15 protein-coding genes and 1 tRNA gene are annotated in these 20,121 nt (G+C 60.4%); 9 read left to right on the top strand and 7 right to left on the bottom strand.

Going from position 1 to position 20,121, the window contains the following annotated elements:
* Nucleotides 1–73: 73 nt before the first annotated feature.
* Nucleotides 74–2,470, bottom strand: coding sequence for a TonB-dependent receptor (locus BpN12_RS28195; protein WP_246795467.1), 2,397 nt, complete (start codon nt 2,468–2,470; stop codon nt 74–76).
* Between the two features lie 395 nt (nt 2,471–2,865).
* Here BpN12_RS28195 and BpN12_RS28190 point away from each other — a divergent pair, with 395 nt between their 5' ends.
* From BpN12_RS28190 to BpN12_RS28180, 3 genes are all read left to right on the top strand, one after another.
* On the top strand, nt 2,866–3,111 hold the full coding sequence (locus tag BpN12_RS28190; RefSeq protein WP_246795466.1) for a hypothetical protein: 246 nt from the start codon (nt 2,866–2,868) through the stop codon (nt 3,109–3,111).
* Between the two features lie 1,193 nt (nt 3,112–4,304).
* Nucleotides 4,305–4,541: a type II toxin-antitoxin system Phd/YefM family antitoxin gene (locus BpN12_RS28185; protein ID WP_246795465.1), complete on the top strand. Its 237-nt coding sequence runs from the start codon at nt 4,305–4,307 to the stop codon at nt 4,539–4,541.
* Entirely contained in the window at nt 4,541–4,918 is a 378-nt protein-coding gene (locus BpN12_RS28180; protein ID WP_246795464.1) for a type II toxin-antitoxin system VapC family toxin, read from the top strand. The genes BpN12_RS28185 and BpN12_RS28180 overlap by 1 nt, the downstream gene beginning before the upstream one ends.
* A 281-nt stretch (nt 4,919–5,199) precedes the next feature.
* On the opposite strand, the gene BpN12_RS28175 is transcribed toward BpN12_RS28180, so the two are convergent.
* Nucleotides 5,200–5,799, bottom strand: coding sequence for a recombinase family protein (locus BpN12_RS28175; RefSeq protein WP_246795463.1), 600 nt, complete (start codon nt 5,797–5,799; stop codon nt 5,200–5,202).
* A 651-nt stretch (nt 5,800–6,450) separates the two neighbouring features.
* Here BpN12_RS28175 and BpN12_RS28170 point away from each other — a divergent pair.
* From BpN12_RS28170 to BpN12_RS28160, 3 genes are all read left to right on the top strand, one after another.
* On the top strand, nt 6,451–8,829 hold the full coding sequence (locus BpN12_RS28170; RefSeq protein WP_246795462.1) for a KAP family P-loop NTPase fold protein: 2,379 nt from the start codon (nt 6,451–6,453) through the stop codon (nt 8,827–8,829).
* 255 nt (nt 8,830–9,084) lie between these two features.
* Entirely contained in the window at nt 9,085–10,059 is a 975-nt protein-coding gene (locus tag BpN12_RS28165; RefSeq protein ID WP_246795461.1) for an SIR2 family protein, read from the top strand.
* Between the two features lie 722 nt (nt 10,060–10,781).
* A complete protein-coding gene (locus BpN12_RS28160) occupies nt 10,782–10,997 on the top strand; it encodes a helix-turn-helix transcriptional regulator (protein ID WP_246795460.1) in 216 nt (71 codons plus the stop codon).
* Between the two features lie 120 nt (nt 10,998–11,117).
* On the opposite strand, the gene BpN12_RS28155 is transcribed toward BpN12_RS28160, so the two are convergent.
* The 3 genes from BpN12_RS28155 to BpN12_RS28145 all read right to left on the bottom strand — a co-directional run bounded on the left by BpN12_RS28155 (nt 11,118) and on the right by BpN12_RS28145 (nt 13,853).
* A protein-coding gene (locus BpN12_RS28155) for an IS5 family transposase (protein WP_246795459.1) occupies nt 11,118–11,923 on the bottom strand; the annotation gives its coding sequence in 2 pieces (ribosomal slippage) (nt 11,118–11,593 and nt 11,593–11,923; 807 coding nt in all).
* Nucleotides 11,924–12,160: 237 nt separating this feature from the next.
* Entirely contained in the window at nt 12,161–13,708 is a 1,548-nt protein-coding gene (locus BpN12_RS28150) for a site-specific integrase (protein ID WP_246795458.1), read from the bottom strand.
* 55 nt (nt 13,709–13,763) lie between these two features.
* A tRNA-Ser gene (locus tag BpN12_RS28145) sits at nt 13,764–13,853 on the bottom strand.
* Between the two features lie 206 nt (nt 13,854–14,059).
* Here BpN12_RS28145 and BpN12_RS28140 point away from each other — a divergent pair.
* On the top strand, nt 14,060–14,905 hold the full coding sequence (locus BpN12_RS28140) for a lytic transglycosylase domain-containing protein (protein ID WP_246795457.1): 846 nt from the start codon (nt 14,060–14,062) through the stop codon (nt 14,903–14,905).
* A 216-nt stretch (nt 14,906–15,121) separates the two neighbouring features.
* Nucleotides 15,122–16,096 carry a cupin domain-containing protein gene (locus BpN12_RS28135; protein ID WP_246795456.1) on the top strand — a complete coding sequence of 325 codons (975 nt, stop codon included), beginning with the start codon at nt 15,122–15,124 and terminating at the stop codon, nt 16,094–16,096.
* A 51-nt stretch (nt 16,097–16,147) separates the two neighbouring features.
* Here BpN12_RS28135 and BpN12_RS28130 read toward each other — a convergent pair whose 3' ends face one another.
* Nucleotides 16,148–16,741, bottom strand: coding sequence for a DUF302 domain-containing protein (locus BpN12_RS28130; RefSeq protein WP_246798028.1), 594 nt, complete (start codon nt 16,739–16,741; stop codon nt 16,148–16,150).
* 34 nt (nt 16,742–16,775) lie between these two features.
* Nucleotides 16,776–18,134: an FAD-dependent oxidoreductase gene (locus BpN12_RS28125; RefSeq protein WP_246795455.1), complete on the bottom strand. Its 1,359-nt coding sequence runs from the start codon at nt 18,132–18,134 to the stop codon at nt 16,776–16,778.
* A gap of 461 nt (nt 18,135–18,595) precedes the next feature.
* Between BpN12_RS28125 and BpN12_RS28120 the strand changes: the two genes are divergently transcribed.
* Nucleotides 18,596–20,041, top strand: coding sequence for an NAD-dependent succinate-semialdehyde dehydrogenase (locus BpN12_RS28120; protein WP_246795454.1), 1,446 nt, complete (start codon nt 18,596–18,598; stop codon nt 20,039–20,041).
* Nucleotides 20,042–20,121 lie beyond the last annotated feature (80 nt).

Raw genomic sequence — 20,121 nt, 5'->3', positions numbered from 1 at the left:
GCGCGCGGATACATGGCGGCCGGCACCGCGAAGCGCGCCGGCTATGGACATCGCGCGCGCCGCGCCGCCGACGTCAGAGCATGACGCCGAAGTTCAGCGTGACCGTGCGGCCCGACACCGGCACCGCGCGTGCGGAGCTGAACGCCGACTGGTAGTTCAGATGATCGGTCAGGTTGTAGCCGTTCAGCGAGAGGCTGTAGCGGCCATACTGATAGGCGATCATCGCGTCGAGCGCGAACGTATGCGGCATGTGCCCCGGGTTGGCGGTCTTGGCCCCGTTCGCGAGATACGACGACGCGTACTGCAGGCCACCGCCGAGGACGAGCTTACCGGGGATCGGCAGCGCCACCTGCGGCACGTCGTAGCTGGTCCACAGCGTCAGGTTGTTGTGTGGCACGTCCGGTGCGTTTTCGCCGGTTCTGAACGGAATGCTCGAATACGTGACCTTGCCGTCGAGATAGGCATAAGCGAGATTCGCCGACCAGTGACGTGTGATCTTGCCGGACAGTCCTACCTCGAAGCCGCGTACGCGCAGCCCTTCGCCGTCCTCCTTGAAGCCGGCCAGAATGTCGCCTGTCTCCGGATCGATCGAATATGCGTGGGTTTTCTTCGTCTGAAACAACGCACCCGTCAGCCCGAGCCGGCCGTTCATCAGATCCAGCTTCGAACCGATTTCCACCGTGTCCGACCGTTCGGGTTCGCTCGCCGGTCCGCTGCTCGGTACTTCGGCTTGCTTGCCGCCCACGGCGTAGGCGATGTCGGTGCCGATCGGCCGGTAGGTGCGCGAGAACGCGGCATAGAACATCGCGGCCTTGGTCGGCTCCCAGATCGCGCTGATCGACGGGCTCAGCTTGTTCGTGTTCGAGGTGCCGCCGATCGATGAGGCATTGGTTGCGAACGAACTGCGGAAATAGTCCCAGCGCAGCGCGCCCAGCAGCGAAATCTGTTCGTTGAGCCAGAAGCGGTCGCTCGCGAACACACCGATGTCGGTCGCGTCCGCCGAGCGTGTGGTCGCGCCGTAGGCGATCGAGTGATCACCCGGCATCACGTGGGACGGATCGATCACGGTCTGGTTGTTGATGCGCCCGCTCCATTTGCCGAGGTCACGGTGGTCGCGCTCGTAGATCGTATCGAGGCCGAGCATGGCCTGATTGCGGAACTGGCCGAGGTGGAAATCGAACTTGCCGCTCAGCACGTTCTGGAACGCCCAGCCGCTCTGGCGATAGGCCACGCCGCCGCCCGCGCCGTAGCGAAGCGGGATGTTCGTGCCGTCGAGCAGCGTGTGCAGGTTCGCGTTGGTCAGCGTGTTGGGTGTTGTCGCCGAGAAATCGCGTTCGTAGACGGTCGCACGCGTGTCGTTCTCGATCGTGATGCCGTTGCCAAGCGCTTTTTTGAACAGCGACGTGATGAGGTGCGTGTCGGTGCTGTCGCGATCGGTGTCGCGCACATAGGATGTGGAGGGAGAGAGTCCCGGCACGCCGTATTCGGTCAGTGGCCGATAGATGCCGTCGTCTCCCTGCGCCATCGAGATGCCGTAGTCCGGCACGCCCCTGCGATGCAGATACTCGTAGTTCAGGTGCCATTCGGTGCTGGTACCGATCCCGGTGCCAAAATCGATCGCGACGCCACGCCGGTCGTCGCGGACGTGGTCCCGATCGGGAACATTGCCATCCTGGAACATCCCGTTGACGCGCACGGCTGTCGTGTCGCCGAGCTTGACGTTGCTGTCAACCGTGGTGCGGAACGTCGACGCCGAGCCGATGCTCTGATTGACGCTCGTGGCCGTGTCGAGCACCGCGCGCTTGGTCGTCTGGTTGATGATGCCGGCTACGTTGCCGACACCGAATGCGGCGCCCGACGGACCCTTGACCACCTCGATGCTCTCGGTGTCGAAGCTGTCGCGCTTGTAGGCGCCGAAGTCGCGCAGCCCGTCCACGTAGATGTCGCCCTTCGCCGACATGCCGCGAATGCTGAACTGGTCGCCGTTCTGGCCGCCGTTGCCTTCGCCTGTCGACATCGTGATGCCGGGGACATTTTTCAGTGCCTGTTCCAGCGAAGTCACGTGCTGCTGCTCGATCAGCCGGTGCGAGATGACGTTGATCGTCTTGGGTGTGTCCTGCACGGTGTCGCCGAGCCGCGAAATGCCGACCGGAGCGTGGTTGGTGTTGCCGATCGTGGTGCCGTGGATGTCGATGCGCGGCAGTGCCGTACTTGTCGGGAGAGGATTCTGCGTTGCGCCGCCGCCGACGGCGCCCGATTGGGCGTGGGCGGCGAGTGGCGTCAGCGAGGCGCCCATTGCGAGGCTGGCGGTGGTGGCGCTGGACGCAAGTACGCGCAGCGCCGCGCGGCAAGTGATGAATGACATGGTATGGAACGTTCCCCGTGAGCGGTGGTGTGTCGAAGCACCATCGCGCCTCCCGGCTGGCGGCCGCGTGATTGATGCGGGACGTGGCGGCACATCGATAGGCATGCGGAATGGCAGACTGGATGGTCGGTTTTTGGGTTCGCCAGAAAATGACGATTAATTCGGATGCCGAATCAATGAGCACGCAGGAAGGCGGCGAAATGATGTGAGCGAGAATGTAAATCATTTCTATTTTCAGACGATGCGTTTGCTTGAGGAATGTGACGTGGATCAACACGAGGGATTGCCCGTCTCGGCGTGAACGGGCAGGAATGGGGGAGATAAAGATTGAAAAAATCAAAATTTTCGGCTTATCTTTATTGGAGTTTTATGAGTTGAATTGACTGGCCGAAATGAGAGGCCGGGAAACGCCGCGTCGGGCCGGAACGATGACGACCGAGCATGCCTGATGAACCACTGAAGCTAACTTCCGTTGCAAGGTAGGCGACCTGGCGATCGTGATGCGGTGCGCGCGACTCGATCTCGTCGGCAGGCTCGTGCTCGTCGCCGAGCCTGCGGCCACCGGCCGCCACGACTGGATCGTGACGCTGCAGGGCGGCGGGATAGTCGCTCCCGGCGCCTTCACCGGCGTCGTGATGCGCCGGACGCGTGCGTTGGTGCTCGACAGCAGCCTCACGCCGATCCGCGGCGAGCCGCTGGCCGACAGCGAGTCGGCCAGCCGAACCAGGCCGGTGCCGGTCGCGTGACCGGCCGCTGCTGAAGCGCGAGAGCCCTCGGCTCAGCCGAGGGCTTTCTCATTGGTGCTGCCGGGAATGAGGGAGCCCCGTTTGAGTAACGTACCTCGCACGCTACCGGGGGCGCGGTGGTTTAACGTCCGGGGCTCGTGATCCGCGTTTAAGCAAGGTGCCTCCCGCTGCCGGGGCGGGCTAGTTTGAACCTCCGCGGATCTGACTCCCGTTTGAAGAAGGCACCCCCTGCCTTGCGACAGTCGGCTCACCCCCGGGAATCAACCTCGATTGTAGCGGCGCGCGTGCGCTGCGCAAGACGGTTACGTTGTTCCAGCGTTGAAGAAATCGCCCGGTGCTCAAAAAATAGGCAGTGGCGACGGTCGCTCGTGCGCGCCGATCGGGGCCGGCTGAGAAGCCAGAAACGACACTTTCGCGGAAGGTGGGTTGGATGGGGGGAGAAAAGAAAAACGGGCCGAGAGGCCCGTATTCATTGATTCCGTGGCGGAGAGAGGGGAAGTACGGCCGCCTTATAAATCAAGGGTTTGCGCCAAATTTTTTTAAAAAGTACCCGACAAAGTACCCAGAAAAAAGGAGTATTTTGTCGCATAAGGCTTTGAGGCGGTTTAATCATCCTTTTTCCGCCTATCGTTCCGCCAAACATCCTTGCTGCAAGCGGGTCTGCGGCGATTCGCGGCTCAAAGTAACCGATTAAGTACCCGCCAAAATCGAGCCTTACGAGCGTATCTTCCGGCTGCGAAAAAATGCTGGAGATTTGGAGAGAAACCCGACAATCGGCCGGAAAGTCCCGCCAGATAAGGATCCGTCTATCTCCAAGTGTATCTCCAGAACACTCATATTTCTGGAGATAAATCTGGAGATGAGCACATGTTGTCGCAGTCTCGCTCGATCCTGCGTCGATCGGCCCCGCCTCCTGGAACGCTACGCGCAAAGAATGTCCCGGCGCCGCCGCGCTCGGGCGACGGCAAAATTTCCTGGTGACAGCAAGGGTCCCGAGACTGCCGGCAGGCCGCCGAAGTTCGTCCGCCTCGGCGCCACTGGTTGCGGCCACGACGGCGACAGTCAATAGAAAACCTCACCTTGCAGGCGAGCCGCTTTCCGTCCGCGACGACCGCCGTCATTTTCGTTCGAAGCGTACATTTGACGAGTATTAGGAAGTGGACTAACATGGACTTAGTCCATTAGGAGCAGTCATGCAAACCGTTAACATTCATGAAGCGAAGACTCAGTTTTCGCGCCTGGTCGACGCCGCAGCCGGCGGGGAGGAAATCGTGATTGCGAAGGCGGGTAAGCCGGCCGCGCGTCTGGTGCCGATGGCGCAGGCCAAAGTGGCGCGGCGGTTTGGTGGCTTGAAAGATAAGATTCGCATCGCTGACGATTTCGACGCGCCGCTTCCCGACGACATCCTCGCCGAATTCGAGGGACGCTGATGCGCCTGTTACTCGATACACACATTTTCCTATGGTCGGTCGCGGACGACCCCAGGTTGAGCGCGAAAGCGCGGCAGCTGATACTGGATGCCGAGGATGTATTCGTGAGTAGCGCCTCTATCTGGGAGGCGTCGATCAAAGCGGGGCTTGGCAAACTCGATGTCGATGTGAACTTGCTGGTGGCCGAGATTCATGCAAGTGGATTTTTAGAGCTTCCGGTGCGTGCCGTTCACGCTGCCATGGTTCGTGATTTGCCTGAGATTCACCGCGACCCATTCGACCGCCTTCTGGTAGCGCAGGCTCTATATGAGCCGTTACGGTTGGTGACCTGCGATGGCCACCTTTCGAAGTACACGGATCTCGTCATCACGGTATAGAAAAGCGAGTTGCTTCATCGCGACGCGGTTGGAATGTCAGATGTCGCTCTCGGGGGGATGGTGATGAAAAACCTCTCCTTCCGAGCACGCGGTGTGCGGAACTTGATAAATCTCTGCGGCGATCGGAAAAGAGGCGAAGAAGAAAGCGCAAGCGAAACGCAGCCGTGACCGCGCGCGATTGAAAAACACCGGCTCGCTGGCACCAAGGTCTGGTTCGGAATGGGAGCGGGCCGCATGGGCCCATGCCAAGTGCCTTTGCGCTTGAAGCGCCGTTTGTTTGGCTAGGTGCTTGCGGCCTCGATATTCGTCGCGCTGTCGCGTATCCGCATGATGGTCTGGCGGCTGGTGCTGTAGAGCTTGGCCACCCTCGACACGCTAGCACCGTCGCTCAGTTGTCGCCGAACCTCGTCCTGCTGTTGTTTTGTTAGGGCAGCCGGCCGGCCCATTGGCTTTCCTTCTGCCCTCGCTCGCGCAATGCCGGCTTGGGTCCGCTCGATCAGCAGATCGCGCTCAAATTCAGCAACGGCGTTCAGTACCTGCATCGTCATCCGGCCGGCCGCGCTCGTCAGATCGACGCCGCCGAGCGCCAGACAATGAATTCGGATGCCCCGGCCGGCCAGGTCTTCCACCGTTGCCCGCACATCCATGGCGTTGCGGCCGAGACGATCCAGCTTTGTCACGACCAGGATGTCGCCATCTTCCATATGATCGAGCAACTTGGCGAAGCCAGGGCGCTGGGCGGCGCCGACGCTGCCTGAAATGCTTTCTTCGACCACGCGGCGCTTGTCGATTGTGAAGCCGGCGGCTTCAATTTCTCGAAGCTGGTTTGCCGTCGTCTGATCCGTGGTGCTGACGCGTGCGTAAGCAAACGTGCGGGGCATACGTACCTCACTATCTGTTCAAAAGTGATGTACGAAAACTGTAGCATGTCCAAATCTAAATATGCTTACTTTCGGACGTAGTTTTGATCTACGTCTTGGGGGTGTCCGAAAGGGTTCGGTTTTGGACAGAGTATTGCGAAATCGTAATAACCCAGCGAAGCTTGCCCAGGGCAGGTGGCTAAAGAAAATATTTCAACCGAGGGTTTTATTTTCAGTATTTAATGCATCATAGAAGCGACAATGCCAAGTGCGCGAATGGATCGGGTTCTCAGGCGATCAAAAAATTGCTTTGGCTGCCGAGGCTAGCCGCAGGCCGAAGGAGGATGTTTGAATTTTGCTTTTCGACCGGCTGTCGCCGCGCGCCACTGGCAGCTATTGATCGAGGTTGTATGAAAAACTCGAAATTATCCGGTTTCAAGTGCCGCCTTACCTTTCCCGAACTGCTTCGAAGCTCGTGCGCGGCGATCTGGCTAGCCGAGTTTGTGACGCGGTGTGTTCAGCGGGAGCTTTTACACAGCTTTAGCCTGAAGTGGTCAGTAATCAAGGAGCATCGAAATTTCTCAACAAGGCGAAAAGAGTGGGATTTCTATCCGCCCATTGCGCTTGACAGGTACCATCGTTGTCACCTTTTCGACGAAAAATATACAGATCATGAAATCGAATAAAAGTAAGGGATTTTGGGGAATTTTAATCGCGCTATGGGTACGTATTTCTATGAAGTTGGCTCACCTCCATGCACTGCATGGAGCACACGGAGCAAGAAGTCAGGTGTCTGAAGGTGGAATTGGTGCTGAGGCTCCTATCCGCACGTCTGCCGAAGACAAGTTGCGTAGAACAGATTTTGCCGACCGTATTGCCTCAGTTCTTTCGGAGCTCACTCTCAGCGAAGGTCGAGTTTTCTCGATTCGTGGCGGGTGGGGCTTTGGCAAGTCCTCTCTAAAAAATCTGATAACCGAGAGATTGGACGCTCGTTGCAAACAAGCGGACTGGCTGGATTTCAATCCTTGGCAATGGGGTGATGGTGAAGCGATATCCCATGCCTTATTCGGTCAAATTGCGGACCGTTTAGGTGGCGAACATTCTAGGAAAGCTCTTGCTCGTGCAAAAGCGCTGCGGAGCTACGGTGCAATTCTCACTGGAGCCAGCTCGTCACTTAAGCAAGCTAGCAAATCAAACAACGTTATCACAGTAATACTTACGAATGCCTCGCTGGCTACTTTGGCAACTGCCATCGGATTTAATCTTCCAAATGCAGCAAAGGCCGCCATTGCGCTTGCTACTGTAGCAATTGTTATCTCTTTGATAGGCCAGCTTCTTACGTATCTCGGACGCGACCACGGCTCCGATCCGATCGATAAAATGCGTGAAGCGCTGGAGAAGCGTCTCTGCGAACTTGATCACCCTTTGGTTGTCTTCGTAGATGATATTGATAGGCTTGAGCCGGATCAGATCCGAACGCTCCTGCGGCAGATTAAAGCAAATGCAAATCTACCCAATATCGTTTTTGTTCTCATCTTTCAATCAAGCATTGTCGAAAAAGCTTTACATCCGGTTGCGGGCGGGGACGGGCGCGCATTCCTGGAAAAAGTGGTGCAGGCTAACTTCGATCTTCCTGAAGTGTCGAAGTCTACCGTGCATCAAATATTTGCCTCTGAACTGGAAACTATCGCAGATTCATATGCGACTGAAGCGAATGGCTTCACGGTGACGCGATGGGGCAATGCATCTGTTGGATGCATTCTCCCTCTGGTGCGCAACCTGCGTGACGCACGAAGGCTTATCTCTTCAATTTCAGTCCACATGCCTTTGCATGTGGATCACGACGTTTTTGAGGTAAATCTTATCGATTTTTTGCTTCTAGAGGCCTTGCGAGTTTTTGAGCCGGATTTGCACAAAGCCCTATTCGCACAGAGAGACCTCCTGATTCAGGAGGGCCGCTACGATAGATATCGAGGCCACGAACGCGATCAGGCTGAAGCTGAGCGCCTGCTTGAACTCGTGCCGGCTGAGCGCAAGCTAATTGCTCAGGACGCCATGAAGGAACTTTTTCCGCCAATCGAATGGGCATATGGTGGCACGAGATATAGTGATGGTTTTCATGTCAGATGGTTAGCGGAAAAAAGAGTATGCACCTCGCGCTTCTTTGCACGTTATTTTGAGTTGCAAACGCCGATCGGCGAAGTCTCGGAGCAACGCTTCGTCCGTTTCATCGAAGCCGCAGCAGCGGAAAATACGTTAGATATGGTTGTCGCTGACCTAGAGGTTAATCAACTTCTACCCTCAATGGTGGCAAGGCTAGACGAGGCAGTGGATCGACTCCCAATAGAACATGCTGCCGTGCTGCTTCCCGGGTTGTTTCGTATAGCTGAAAAGGTACTCGGCTCACGTAGTGCAAGCCCGTTTAATTCTCCGTGGGTCTCAGCTTGGCGCTCTACACATCGGTTCGTGAAGCGGATCCCTGAGGACTTGCGGGGCGGATTGATGCTTGAGGCGTTGCGCAAAACTGAAGCCCTTTCGCTTGCTGCGATGTTGATTCACCTCAATGATCCTGATGACATTGCGGAGGAAGACAAAGGTGCATTTGAACCCACGCTTAATCACCAAGCTGTGCGAGAACTAAAGGATGAGTGGCTACAGATAATTAGGATTCGATCGGCCGGCGCAGCAATGATCGACGCTTCGGATCTCGCGACCATACTGTATCGTTGGGCGAAATACTCCGGATCGCTGAGTGAACCTCGCAAATGGGTAGAAGAAAAAATTCAGCCTGATGAAGGATTCGCAATAGTTGCTTCTCGCCTGATGAGTCGAAGTTCCGTGTATTCCGCTGGAGATCGAGTTTCGACGCCGCGGAATATTTTTAGTAAAGAAACCATAGAAGATTTTATTGGCATAAAAACGGCAAAAGCAAGATGCGATGCAATAGATCCAGCCAAATTTCCGCAGCACACAGATGCTCTTCGAACTTTACATAGAAGTCTTGAACTGTGGCTTGGACTGAGAGAACGGGACCTACATGATCTTCCATAGGCCAGACTACGATAGGCCGTATGCCAATGAGAATATAGGTCGGACGTTGTCGATCGAGCGGCACCGGACGCCGACAGGCGGCTTCTAGGGACAAAATCATCATTGCTCTGACATTTTGGGGTATATCGTCTCAGCAAGTGGTCGCTTAATGTGCGGGAGTGATTGATTAAGTTCATAGGAATATTTTATTTATATTGTTGAGATCAAGACGCCATGCACTGCTTACTTATTGGAAACGGATTTAACCGCCTATCAATGCAACTTAGTTGGCAGCAACTACTGTCAAAGCTGACTGCGGAACTCGGGCTTGACGGACAGATCACCTACCACGATCAGAAACCGCTCTCCTTACTTTTCGAAGAGCTTTGTGTTCGGGTGCCCGATTTCAAGACTGTCCGTGCTGCTGAACACGAGGTAAAAAAAAGAATTGCCTTGCTGATGGATTCGTTTCCCCCTCATGAATTGCTGCGTCCATTGGTTGTGCAGTTTGATAGTATATTGACGACTAATTATGATGCCTCGATTGAAGATGCCTTGGCAGGGCCACTTTATTATCAACAATCGATGATGCCTGAATCGCGATATAGCCTATTTAGAAAGAACGATGTGGGGGCGCGTCAGGTGTGGCATATTCATGGTGATGCGTCCCGCCCGCAAAGTATCCTTCTTGGATATGATCATTATGCTGGATATTTGCAAAAAATTAGGAACTACGTTACCAACGGAATGTCGCCCACTGAAAGCAAAGTTGTTCTATCGAACGCTGCGACTAGAAGAAAAGAAGAAAATCAAGGTGGAAGGCCAATTTTTTCGTGGGTCGATCTGTTTTTAAGGGACCATCTTCATATTGTCGGCTTTGGTTTCGATTTCACAGAAATCGATCTTTGGTGGCTGCTTGTGTATAAGCGGCGAAGAGATACGAAAACTGGGAAAACTTTTTTTTACTGTATTGATATTGATCGCAATATATACGAGCGCGAGGCTGCAAAGATGTCATTGTTTACATCGCTCGGTGTTGAAATCGTTGTGGTCAACGCAGATTCTTATGTGAGTGGCTACGAATCTATAATTTGCATGGTGAAGAAAAATATCGAATCAAATCGTGATTGGTTGGCTGGCGGCAGAAAGGAGAGATTGGAGGCGAGTGTTTCGAGTTTTTCATCGTTTGACTGCGTGGTGAGCCGCCCTGTTGATCGGCAACGTAGCCTGCCATTTAAAAAGAGAAAATAAATATAACTGGATAATATGTTGGAGCTCTGATGAAGATTTGGCTGGATAACCCGAAATGATGGCTCGAATGGAGTGCAATTCCTGTTCTAATTAATTGAGGGCCGGTCGCTAGCTCTTCAACATAGCCGAGTGCATCATGAAGGTTTGGTGGTTTTGAAGTGATTTTGGACGGATGTCAAGCTAATATCGATAAATTCGAAAGCTGGATGTTGCGACAAAATGCCCATATGAAGGCCCGGAAGATACGAAAAGATACATAAAGGCACGTAAAGACGCATGCACATGACCCCCGAAAATTCGATCTGTACATGATCGCCTTGGGGGGCAGTGCGCTTTGCCTTGTATAATTACGGAACCAAACAGCGCTTAACGACACGCTGTCGGAAAGATGGTGTGTGTTGGATGCTTTAGGCCAAATACCCTAATGCTACGGGCGGAAGGCTTTCATGGCGCTGATGGGAGGGTGCCGGGAGTGCGACGCAATCACAACTCCCGGCAATTGTGGCTTACGAAGCCTGCCCCTCGAAAGGAGCATCAATGACGAGTCGCCTAGGAAACGTATCGCCATTGATGGATAGATCATAAGTGTGATGGCGCGCCGCGTAAAGTTACTTTGGCGCGCTCAGGTGGAAATTTCATCGCACGACGACAGCCGAAAAATTAATATTTCGACCGTCGTCACTGACCCTTTCATCGGGTAGGCCATTTTTCTGGATGGAAAAATGGACCGTCAAATCGTTCGTCTTCAGGGTGTTCTCGAACAAATCGGAGTTAAAAAGACAACGCTGTATCGATGGATACGGAAAGGCGCTTTTCCAGGCCCGGTGAGGCTGGGAGAGCGTAGCGTCGGGTGGTTTCAATGTGACGTTTCTCGCTGGATCGAGTCCCGGCAGCCGGCTCGAATGCAAGATGCCGAAGCCAAAGGGGACGCGCGATGACAAGCGAAATCACGCTTACTCGCGTTGCGGCGAAGATAGCCAAGAAGCGCGCCGACTCAACTTTCTACGGAAGCCAACTCGCGCACCAGCGAGAGCGGTTCGCCAAGGCATTTAGAGTCGCTAACACAAGTCATCCACGAACCTCGCGCAGATAATGGCGGCAGCCAGGACGAGCAAAGCGGCATTAATATCCAGTCTGCGCTCGAAACGAATCCGCAGCTTTCCAAATCCGGCGAACCAGGCATGCGTGCGCTCGACCACCCAACGATACCTCCCGAGCCGCTCGCTGCTTTCGATACCGCGACGCGCGATACGGGCCTTGATGCCGCGCTGTCTCAGATAGCGCCGGCAACGTGCGAAGTCATACCCTTTGTCAGCGTGCAGTTTGGTCGGCCGCTTGCGCGGCTGACCATTCAGCCCAGGCACGGCAGGAATGGCATCCAGCGTGGACTCGAATGCCATCGAATCGTGTCGGTTGGCTCCCGTGATCGTGATAGCCAGCGGGACGCCGCGTGCATCTACGACGATGTGTCGTTTCGATCCGAGCTTGCCGCGGTCCGTCGGGTTGGGGCCGGTTTCCTGGCCCCCCGGGGGCTGGAGACGCTGGCTCCATCGAGGCTGGCGCGCTCCCAATCGATCTGGTCGTGTTCACGTAGCCGACGCAGCATTGCAAGATGCAACCGCTCCCACACGCCTGCGGCCTGCCAGTCTCGCAAGCGTCTCCAACATGTCATGCCGCTGCCGAAGCCAAGTCCCTGCGGCAAGTCTTCCCACGGGATACCGGTTTGCAGGACATACAGGATGCCGTTCAGAGCCGCACGGTCATCCACCGTACGACGTCGGCCACCCTTGGGCGACGGCGTGAAAACCGGAATGAGCGGTTCCAGTTCCACCCACAATTCTTTGCTGATTTTGCGTCTCGTCATACCGCGAGGATATGACGGTCACGGCTTCATGTCCAGGTTGCGTTAGCGATTCTAAGATGCCGAGCCGGAGGCAAACGGAAAGGATAGTCGCTGGCCCTGCCGAATGTCTCCTGGCGCTAGGAACTTTCAACGACTCAGTAGCTCGCTGCGGAGAGCAGCGGCGAGTAGTCGACGCTTGAATGTCCAATCGACACAGAGAGGAAGCGACGGCTTATGGCCAATCAAGCGAACTGTATCTCATTGCAGCAGGCTTCGTTGCACAGGAGGTAACGTCAGCCCCCTGATTTGATACGTCATAATGGCTTGGACGAGCGGCCGCAACGGGTAAAACTCCCCGCCATAATCTGATGAGCTATCGCCGTCGTCGTGCCCCTGTATTGCGTCCGCTAGTTCCTTGCCAATACCGCATTCACGGCATACATCTTTGAATGTGTGCCTATACGAGTGAAAGACGCGCTTCGGGTCAGTAATGCCGCATGTGCCGCGCAGAAACTTCCCGTATGCCTTTGAAAAATCCTGTCCAAACTCTCCGTCCTTGTTAGGCTCAAGATCGAAAATGCGGAGCTTGCCGGAGCGAGATTTGGCGAGATCGACAAATCCCTGCTCGATCAGGATCGGATGGATCGGGATGCGGCGCACACTGCTAGCAGTCTTAACGCGCTTACCATCGCCGTCGTTATTGATGTAGATGCACCATGAGCTGCGCTCCCCGTCCGCGTCGAAATACGTTTCCTCACGTACATCAGAGGGTGTGAGTTGGCATAATTCAGCTAAACGTGCGCCGGTGTAGAGGCCGAGCAGCGGCAACCAGAACCCCTCACGATCGTCTCGCCGGCTCGGTAGATTTGCACAGATGATGCGGAGGTGATCAAGTGTGTACGGGAGTCGCTTGGCCTTGCTAGAGCGGTTGTCAATCAGCTTGACTCCACGGGCCACGTTCGACTGCACTAAGTCATTGGTCAGGCCAAAATTGAATAGCGTGCCCAAGCAATCAAGCGTGTGATTCGTTTGGGGAATGCTGACGCCAGTCTCAACCAACTTGTCTTTAAATTCAACAACGTGACGGCGTGTGATTTGTTCGATAGGAACGCGGCCCACGAGCGAATAGAAGCGCTCAACCGCCTTATTGTATTTGGCAACCGAGCGTGCTGCGGGTTTTCGCTCCGTCGCCCATCGGTCGCAGAGATCAGCGAGGCTGACTGTATCTAGCTGCGACGGCGGCGGTGTTCCCGTGTGCGTCGGGGAGATCGATGCAGGAACGCCCGGCGAAGAAACGGGCGCATTCATCAATCGTCGCCCCTTCCGAGCCTTGTTGAGCGGCGGCATGTTGTCGCCATCAAAGCCGCCAAACGCGTTCAGGTGTTCGAGTTGTTGGGACGTAGGGAGACCCATGGAGCTAAGTAGCGTGTCCGTGGATTCCAGCGCTTGCTTGCGCCCCTCGGCCGCGGCGGCATGCCACCCCGGATTTGCGGAAAGATCTGCCTCCCATTCGGTCTCACCTTCTACCTCGTGGTGGACTACATCCGCCATGCCTTCGTCAAGGTGTTGAGGTGCAGCCAGTGCCGCAGCGAGCGCAGCCCATTCCGCGTCTGTGATAACGGTTTGCACGGCCGCAAGGCGTTTCGCTTCGGAGTAGTCAGAGGTCTCAAGCGCACGGACGATTTCCTGCTTGCCGTAGTGGGCGTGGAGCGCTTTGGGAATTTTGCGGCGGAAGTAGTAGCGAGCGCCACGACGTGTGAGGTGGTTTGTCATTTGTCCCGGTGTACCACCCACCTTGTCCACCATACTTAAACCCTTGAATTTGCTTGAAAAGCCTTATTCTACAAGGGTTTGGGAATTCTGGCGGAGAGAGGGGGATTCGAACCCCCGATAGGCGTAAACCTATACACGCTTTCCAGGCGTGCGACTTAAACCACTCATCCATCTCTCCAGCAAGAGCGAGAGTATAGCAAACTCCACACGCCGGCCGCCAGCCCCCTTGGCTGTCCCGCGCGTCATCCGCCGACGACATGACCCCCGCGCCGCGCCATCTGCTTTCGCATCCCCGTCGCGGTCTTCGCGCCGCCCGGCCACCGTTCGCGCGGCAGGCCTAGAGTTCCGGAATATCCGTCACGCCGTCCTCAGAGGGAGACGTCCATGTCGTTGTCCGTGAGTTCGGTCGGTTCGAGCAGTTTCGACCCGACGCAAAGTTCCGCCGTCAGCCAGGCGCTGCAGCAACTCCAGCAGATCGAACAGCTGATTCGCGCGCTGATCGCTGCGCTGCAGATGACTGCCAGCCTGAACAACAACCCGTCGCCGTCGGTCGGCGGCGTGGGTGGCGGAGGAGGGGGCGGCGGTGGCATGCCGTCGTTCGGCGGTGGTGGCCTGGGCGGTGGGGGGGGCGGCGCGCCGTCCACCCTCGCGGCAGCCACGCCCGCCGCCACGCCGGCAACGGGCGCGACACCGAGCGCAATCCCGGGTGCCGACGCAGCCGCCCCGGCCGCACCAACCACCCCAACCACCGATGCCACGACCACGCCCCAGCCCGCTTCAGCCCCTGCCGTGCAATCGCCGCCCGACACCTCGGGCGGCGACATGACTCCGCAGCAGGTCGCCAGCAAGTACAACAGCGAGATCATGTCCGCCTCGCAGGCCACGGGTGTGCCGCCGGGCATTCTGGCCGGCCAGATCTGGCAGGAATCGAAGGGCGTTGCCAGCACGCCGGGCGGCGGCCTGATGCAGCTCGGCCCGGACGAGTTCCAGAAATACGGCGGCGGCGACATCTCGAACCCGGCCGACAACATCCGCGCCGGCGCGAACTACATGAAGGATCTCGCCACGCAGTTCGGCGGCAACATGGATGCCGCGCTGCGCGCCTACAACTCCGGCCCGAACGGCGTCGACCTCAGCAATCTGAATTCGACGCCGGCCGGCACGGGCGACCCGACCTACGTGCAGAAGGTCACGCAGGCCGCGCAGGAGTCGGGTCTGGCCACCACCTGAACGCACGCGTCCCGGCGACATTCCCGGCGCCCTCCCGCTCGCGCATCGCGTGAGCGGGAGGGCGCTGTCGTTTCACGGCCCGGTAATCGGCATCACGGCAAATAATTTGAGTCAATCGATCATATTATTTGTAGTATCGATGCCTTAATATCTCATCCAGCCGAACATCGCCAACACCCTCCCGTTCCACCCCAACGACCCGACCCGGAGCCCCCGATGGATCTGCTGAGCCGCCTGCTGGCCCTGATGCCCGTGACGGGCGAACTGGAAGCACGCTGTCAGTTCGGTGCGCCGTGGCGCATCCAGAGTGCGGCGGCGGCCGAGCATGAGATCCACTATCACGTACTGCTGAGCGGCGAGGCGCTATTCGAGGATGGCAACGGCCCGCCGCTCGCGATGCGGGCCGGCGACATCGTGATGCTGCCGTCGGGCGCGCTGCACACGCTGCACGACGGCAGCGGCAGGAAGCCGGCGGGATCGACGACGCAGTTCGTCGACGGCCTCGAAGTGGTGACGAACAAGGGGCGCGGTGCGCCGGCCGACGTGTTGTGCGGGCGTTTCCTGTTGCCGGCGATGCCGCAGCAGTTGCTGCGCGACCATCTGCCGGGCCGTCTGCTGGTCAGGACCGCGGCACCGGCGGGCGACGAGGCCGGCGGCGGGGCGCCGGGCACGAACCGCCTGACGCGGCTCGTCGAGCTGATGCGCGAGGAGTCGGCCGAACTGGGCGCGGGCAGCATGGCGCTGGTCAACCATCTGTCGGGCGCGCTGTTCGCGCTGGCGATGCGTTTCGCGAGCGAGTCGGGCGAGCCGCCGCGCGGCCTGCTCGCGCTGGCGGCGCGCCCGCGCCTGCAGCCGGCGCTCGCGGCGATGTTCGATGCGCCCGAGCGGCCGTGGACGCTGCCCGAACTGGCCGAGTTGTGCCACATGTCGCGCGCCACGTTCGCGCGGCACTTCGACGAGGCGCTCGGCCGCTCGGCCAGCGATCTGCTCACCGAGATCCGCATGACGGTGGCCGGCAAGCTGCTCGGCGAGGGCGCGCTGTCGGTCGCGGAGATCGGCGAGCGCGTCGGCTATCAGTCCGATGCCGCGTTCCAGCGCGTGTTCAAGCGGCAGGTGGGCGTGACGCCGGCGCAGTGGCGCGCGCGCAGTCGCGACCGCGGGCGCCGCGCGATGCAGGACGAAGCTGCGTGAGGCGTACCAGCCACGCGTCGCGAAGGCACGGCCCTCGCGATGCCGCGCGGTTCAGTGGTCGTCCTGGCCGTTCGCGGTCGCGACGGCCGCCGCGAGCAGGTCCGGCACGCGGGCCAGCGGCGCGACGAGCGCTTCGTCCACGCCGTAGTCACGCGTCAGCACGCGCGCCGCGTCGAGATACTCGACGCGCACCGTTTCGCCGTCCTGGCGGACCACGAGCTTCAGCGGCAGTTCGACGGCGGTTTGCGGATGGCGGACCATGATCGGCGTGCCCGCGAGCGGATTGCCGAACACGATCAGCACGGTGGGCGGCATGACCGCGCCGGCCGCTGCGGCGGCAGCGGCCTGATCGATCTCCGCGAAGATCGTGATGCCTTTTGCGGCGAGCGTGCCGCGCAGCCGTTCCAGCGTCGTCGCGAAGTCGAACCGGCTCTGCCACGCGCGCAGCGCGTCGCCGTGGGTCCGGGTTGCATGGGTTGCGTTCATTTCCGTTTCCGTTACCGCTTCGAGATTGCCGCGCGGCGCGCGATTCGCGTCCGCGCGCATTGGCGTCGGCACCGGCAGCGAACCGGCCGCGCGCGGCGAGCCCGCGAACCCGGCAAGGCCGACCGCGACGATCGCGACGATCGCCGCGCCCGTCAGCACCGGCAACACGGGTCCGCCCCGTCGCCGTCGCCGATTATCGCGCCTCACGCGCCGGCACCGCGTTGAGCAGGATGTTGAGCCCCTCGGACATCAGCGGATGCGCGATGATCGCGTCGCGCACGGCCGGGTAGGGCAGCCCGCCGAGCATGGCCATCTGCACGGCCGTCATCACGTCGCCGGCATGCAGGCCGAGCATCGTGAAGCCGAGTATCCGGTCCGAGGCGGCGTCGACCACGATCTTCATGAAGCCCTGCGTCGCGCCGGCGGTGCGTGCCTTCGGCACCGCGCTCATCGGCAGCTTCGCGATGCGCACGGCGACGCCGGCCGCCTTCGCGTCCTGCTCGTTGAGGCCGATCCGCGCGAGTTCGGGCTCGATGAACAGCGCATAGGGAATGGTCCGTTCTCGCGTGGTGCGCGTGCCGCCCGCCAGCTGCGATTTCAGCACGCGATAGTCGTCGTAGGACGCGTGCGTGAACATCGGCGTGCCGGCCACCTCGCCGATCGCCCAGGTATTCGGCGCGCTGGTGGCGAGGCGCTCGTCCACCTTGACGAAGCCGCGCGCGTCGAGTTCGACGCCGGCCGCGGCGAGGCCGATGTCGTGCGTGAGCGGCGTGCGCCCGGTGGCCACCAGCAGGTGGCTGCCGGTCACGCTGCCGCCGTCGTCGAGGCGCAGCGTCACCGCCTGGCCCGAGTTGCCGCTCACGCCGGCGGCACGCGCGCCCTTGCGGATCGTGATGCCCTCGGCGGCGAACGCGGCCTCGATCGCGGCGCTCACGTCCTCGTCCTCGCGCAGCGCGACGCGCGCGCCGTCATGCACCACCGTCACGCGGCTGCCGAGCCGCGCGAACGCCTGCGCCATCTCGAGCCCGATGTAGCCGCCGCCGAGCACGATCAGGTGGTCGGGCAACGTGTCGAGGCGCAGCGCCTCGACGTGCGTCAGCGGCTGCGCGTCCCGCAGGCCCGGGATCGCGGGGATCTGCGCGACCGTGCCGGTGTTGATGAACGCGTGCTCGCCCTCGAGCGTGCGCGTCGCGCCGTCGGCGGTCGTTACCTCGATGCGGCGCGGGCCGACGAAGCGGCCGCTGCCGATCACGAGTTCGAGGCCCGAGCCGAGCAGCGCCTGGTGGTTGATCTCCACCATGCCGTCCACCACCGAGCGCACGTAGGCCGCCACGCGCGGCATGTCGGCCTGCCGGTTCGCGAGCCGGGCGAGGCCGGCCTCGTGGATCAGCGCCTTGCTCGGGATGCAGGCGACGTTGATGCACGAGCCGCCGATCATGCCGCGCTCGACCACGGCCACGCGCCGGCCGGCGCGCGCCAGTTCCATCGCGAGCGTCTTGCCGCCCTTGCCGCCACCGAGGAACACGTATTCGAAACTTTCGACGTTTGACATGGGACCGTCCGATCAATGAAAGAGGAAGAGAGAGCACGCCGTGGAACGCGTGCTGTCGATGTCCGCCATCTTCGCGCCGCGCATGGCCGGCAGCCACGCCGGCCCGTCTCGGTTTCATGCCCGAACGTCTCATGGTGGCCGTGCGCCGGCCCGGCGCCCGGCCGAGGGCCTGCCTCGTCGACCTGTCACGCAGACTTTTCGCGGACGCGGTACGCTTACGTCTTTGCGCGGCCGGCAGGCGCCGCGCCGGACCCGGCCACGCGCCGGCCCGGCGGCGGCGCCAGGCCGGCCGCGCCCGGGACGACACGGCACCGGTCCGGCCCGCCATGTCGTCGACGGCGCCTGCCGCCGAACCGGATGCCGCGGGCCGCACGCGCCGTCCACGCCCGAGCCCCGGGCGTCCGGGCCGGCGCCGGCCCCCGGTGCTGGCCGCTCCTTTTCCCGATCAGGTGGATATCCAGATGACGAATACGAACTACACCGACACGCAGCTCCTCATCAACGGCGAATGGTGCGATGCCGCCAGCGGCAAGACCATCGACGTCGCGAATCCGGCGACGGGCCAGGTGATCGGCAAGGTCGCGCATGCGGGCATCGCCGATCTCGACCGTGCGCTCGACGCCGCGCAGCGCGGCTTCGAAACCTGGCGCAAGGTCAGCGCCTACGAGCGCGCGGTGCTGATGCGCAAGGCCGCGGCGCTGGTACGCGAGCGCGCGGATTCGATCGCGCAGCTGATGACGCTGGAGCAGGGCAAGCCGCTCGCCGAGGCGAAGATCGAAGTGATGTCGGCCGCCGACATCATCGAGTGGTTCGCCGACGAAGGCCGCCGCGTCTACGGCCGGATCGTGCCGCCGCGCAACCTGGCGGTGCAGCAGACGGTGGTCAAGGAGCCGGTCGGCCCGGTGGCGGCGTTCACGCCGTGGAACTTCCCGGTCAACCAGGTGGTGCGCAAGCTCAGCGCGGCGCTCGCCACCGGCTGCTCGTTCCTCGTCAAGGCACCGGAGGAAACCCCGGCGTCGCCGGCGCAGCTGCTGCGCGCGTTCGTGGACGCGGGCGTGCCGGCCGGCGTGGTGGGCCTCGTCTACGGCGACCCGGCCGAGATCTCGAACTACCTGATCCCGCACCCGGTGATCCGCAAGGTCACGTTCACGGGCTCGACGCCGGTGGGCAAGCAGCTCGCCGCGCTGGCGGGCCAGCACATGAAGCGCGCGACGATGGAGCTGGGCGGCCACGCGCCGGTGATCGTCGCCGAGGACGCCGACCTCGAACTCGCGGTCAAGGCCTCGGGCGGCGCGAAGTTCCGCAACGCGGGCCAGGTCTGCATCTCGCCGACGCGTTTCCTGGTCCACAACAGCGTGCGCGAGGAATTCGTGAAGGCGCTGGTCAAGCACGCCGAAGGGCTGAAGGTGGGCGACGGCCTCGCGGCCGGCACGAGCCTCGGGCCGCTCGCGAACCCGCGCCGCCTGACGGCGATGGAAAAGGTGGTGGCCGACGCACGCAAGGCGGGCGCGACGGTGGCCACGGGCGGCGAGCGGATCGGCTCGGCCGGCAACTTCTTCGCGCCGACCGTGCTGGCCGACGTGCCGCTCGACGCCGACGTGTTCAACAACGAGCCGTTCGGCCCGATCGCGGCGGTGCGCGGCTTCGATTCGCTCGACGACGCGATCACCGAAGCGAACCGCCTGCCTTACGGCCTGGCCGGCTACGCGTTCACGCGTTCGTTCAAGAACGTCCACCTGCTGACGCAGCGCGTCGAAGTGGGGATGCTGTGGATCAACCAGCCGGCCACGCCGTGGCCGGAAATGCCGTTCGGCGGCGTGAAGGATTCGGGCTACGGCTCGGAAGGCGGCCCGGAAGCGCTCGAGCCGTACCTCGTCACGAAGTCGGTGACGGTCGCGGCGGTCTGATGCCGGCGGCGCACCGCCGCCTGCTCTGAACCGCTGCGTGCGACGCGCGCCCGCGAGGGCCGCGTCGCCGTCCCCCCCAT

It is taken from the genome of Burkholderia perseverans (assembly GCF_022870505.1).
In the GTDB taxonomy this organism is placed as follows: Bacteria; Pseudomonadota; Gammaproteobacteria; order Burkholderiales; family Burkholderiaceae; genus Burkholderia; species Burkholderia plantarii.
Note: the sequence above shows the minus strand (reverse complement) of the source record. Positions and strands in the feature narration are given on the sequence as shown.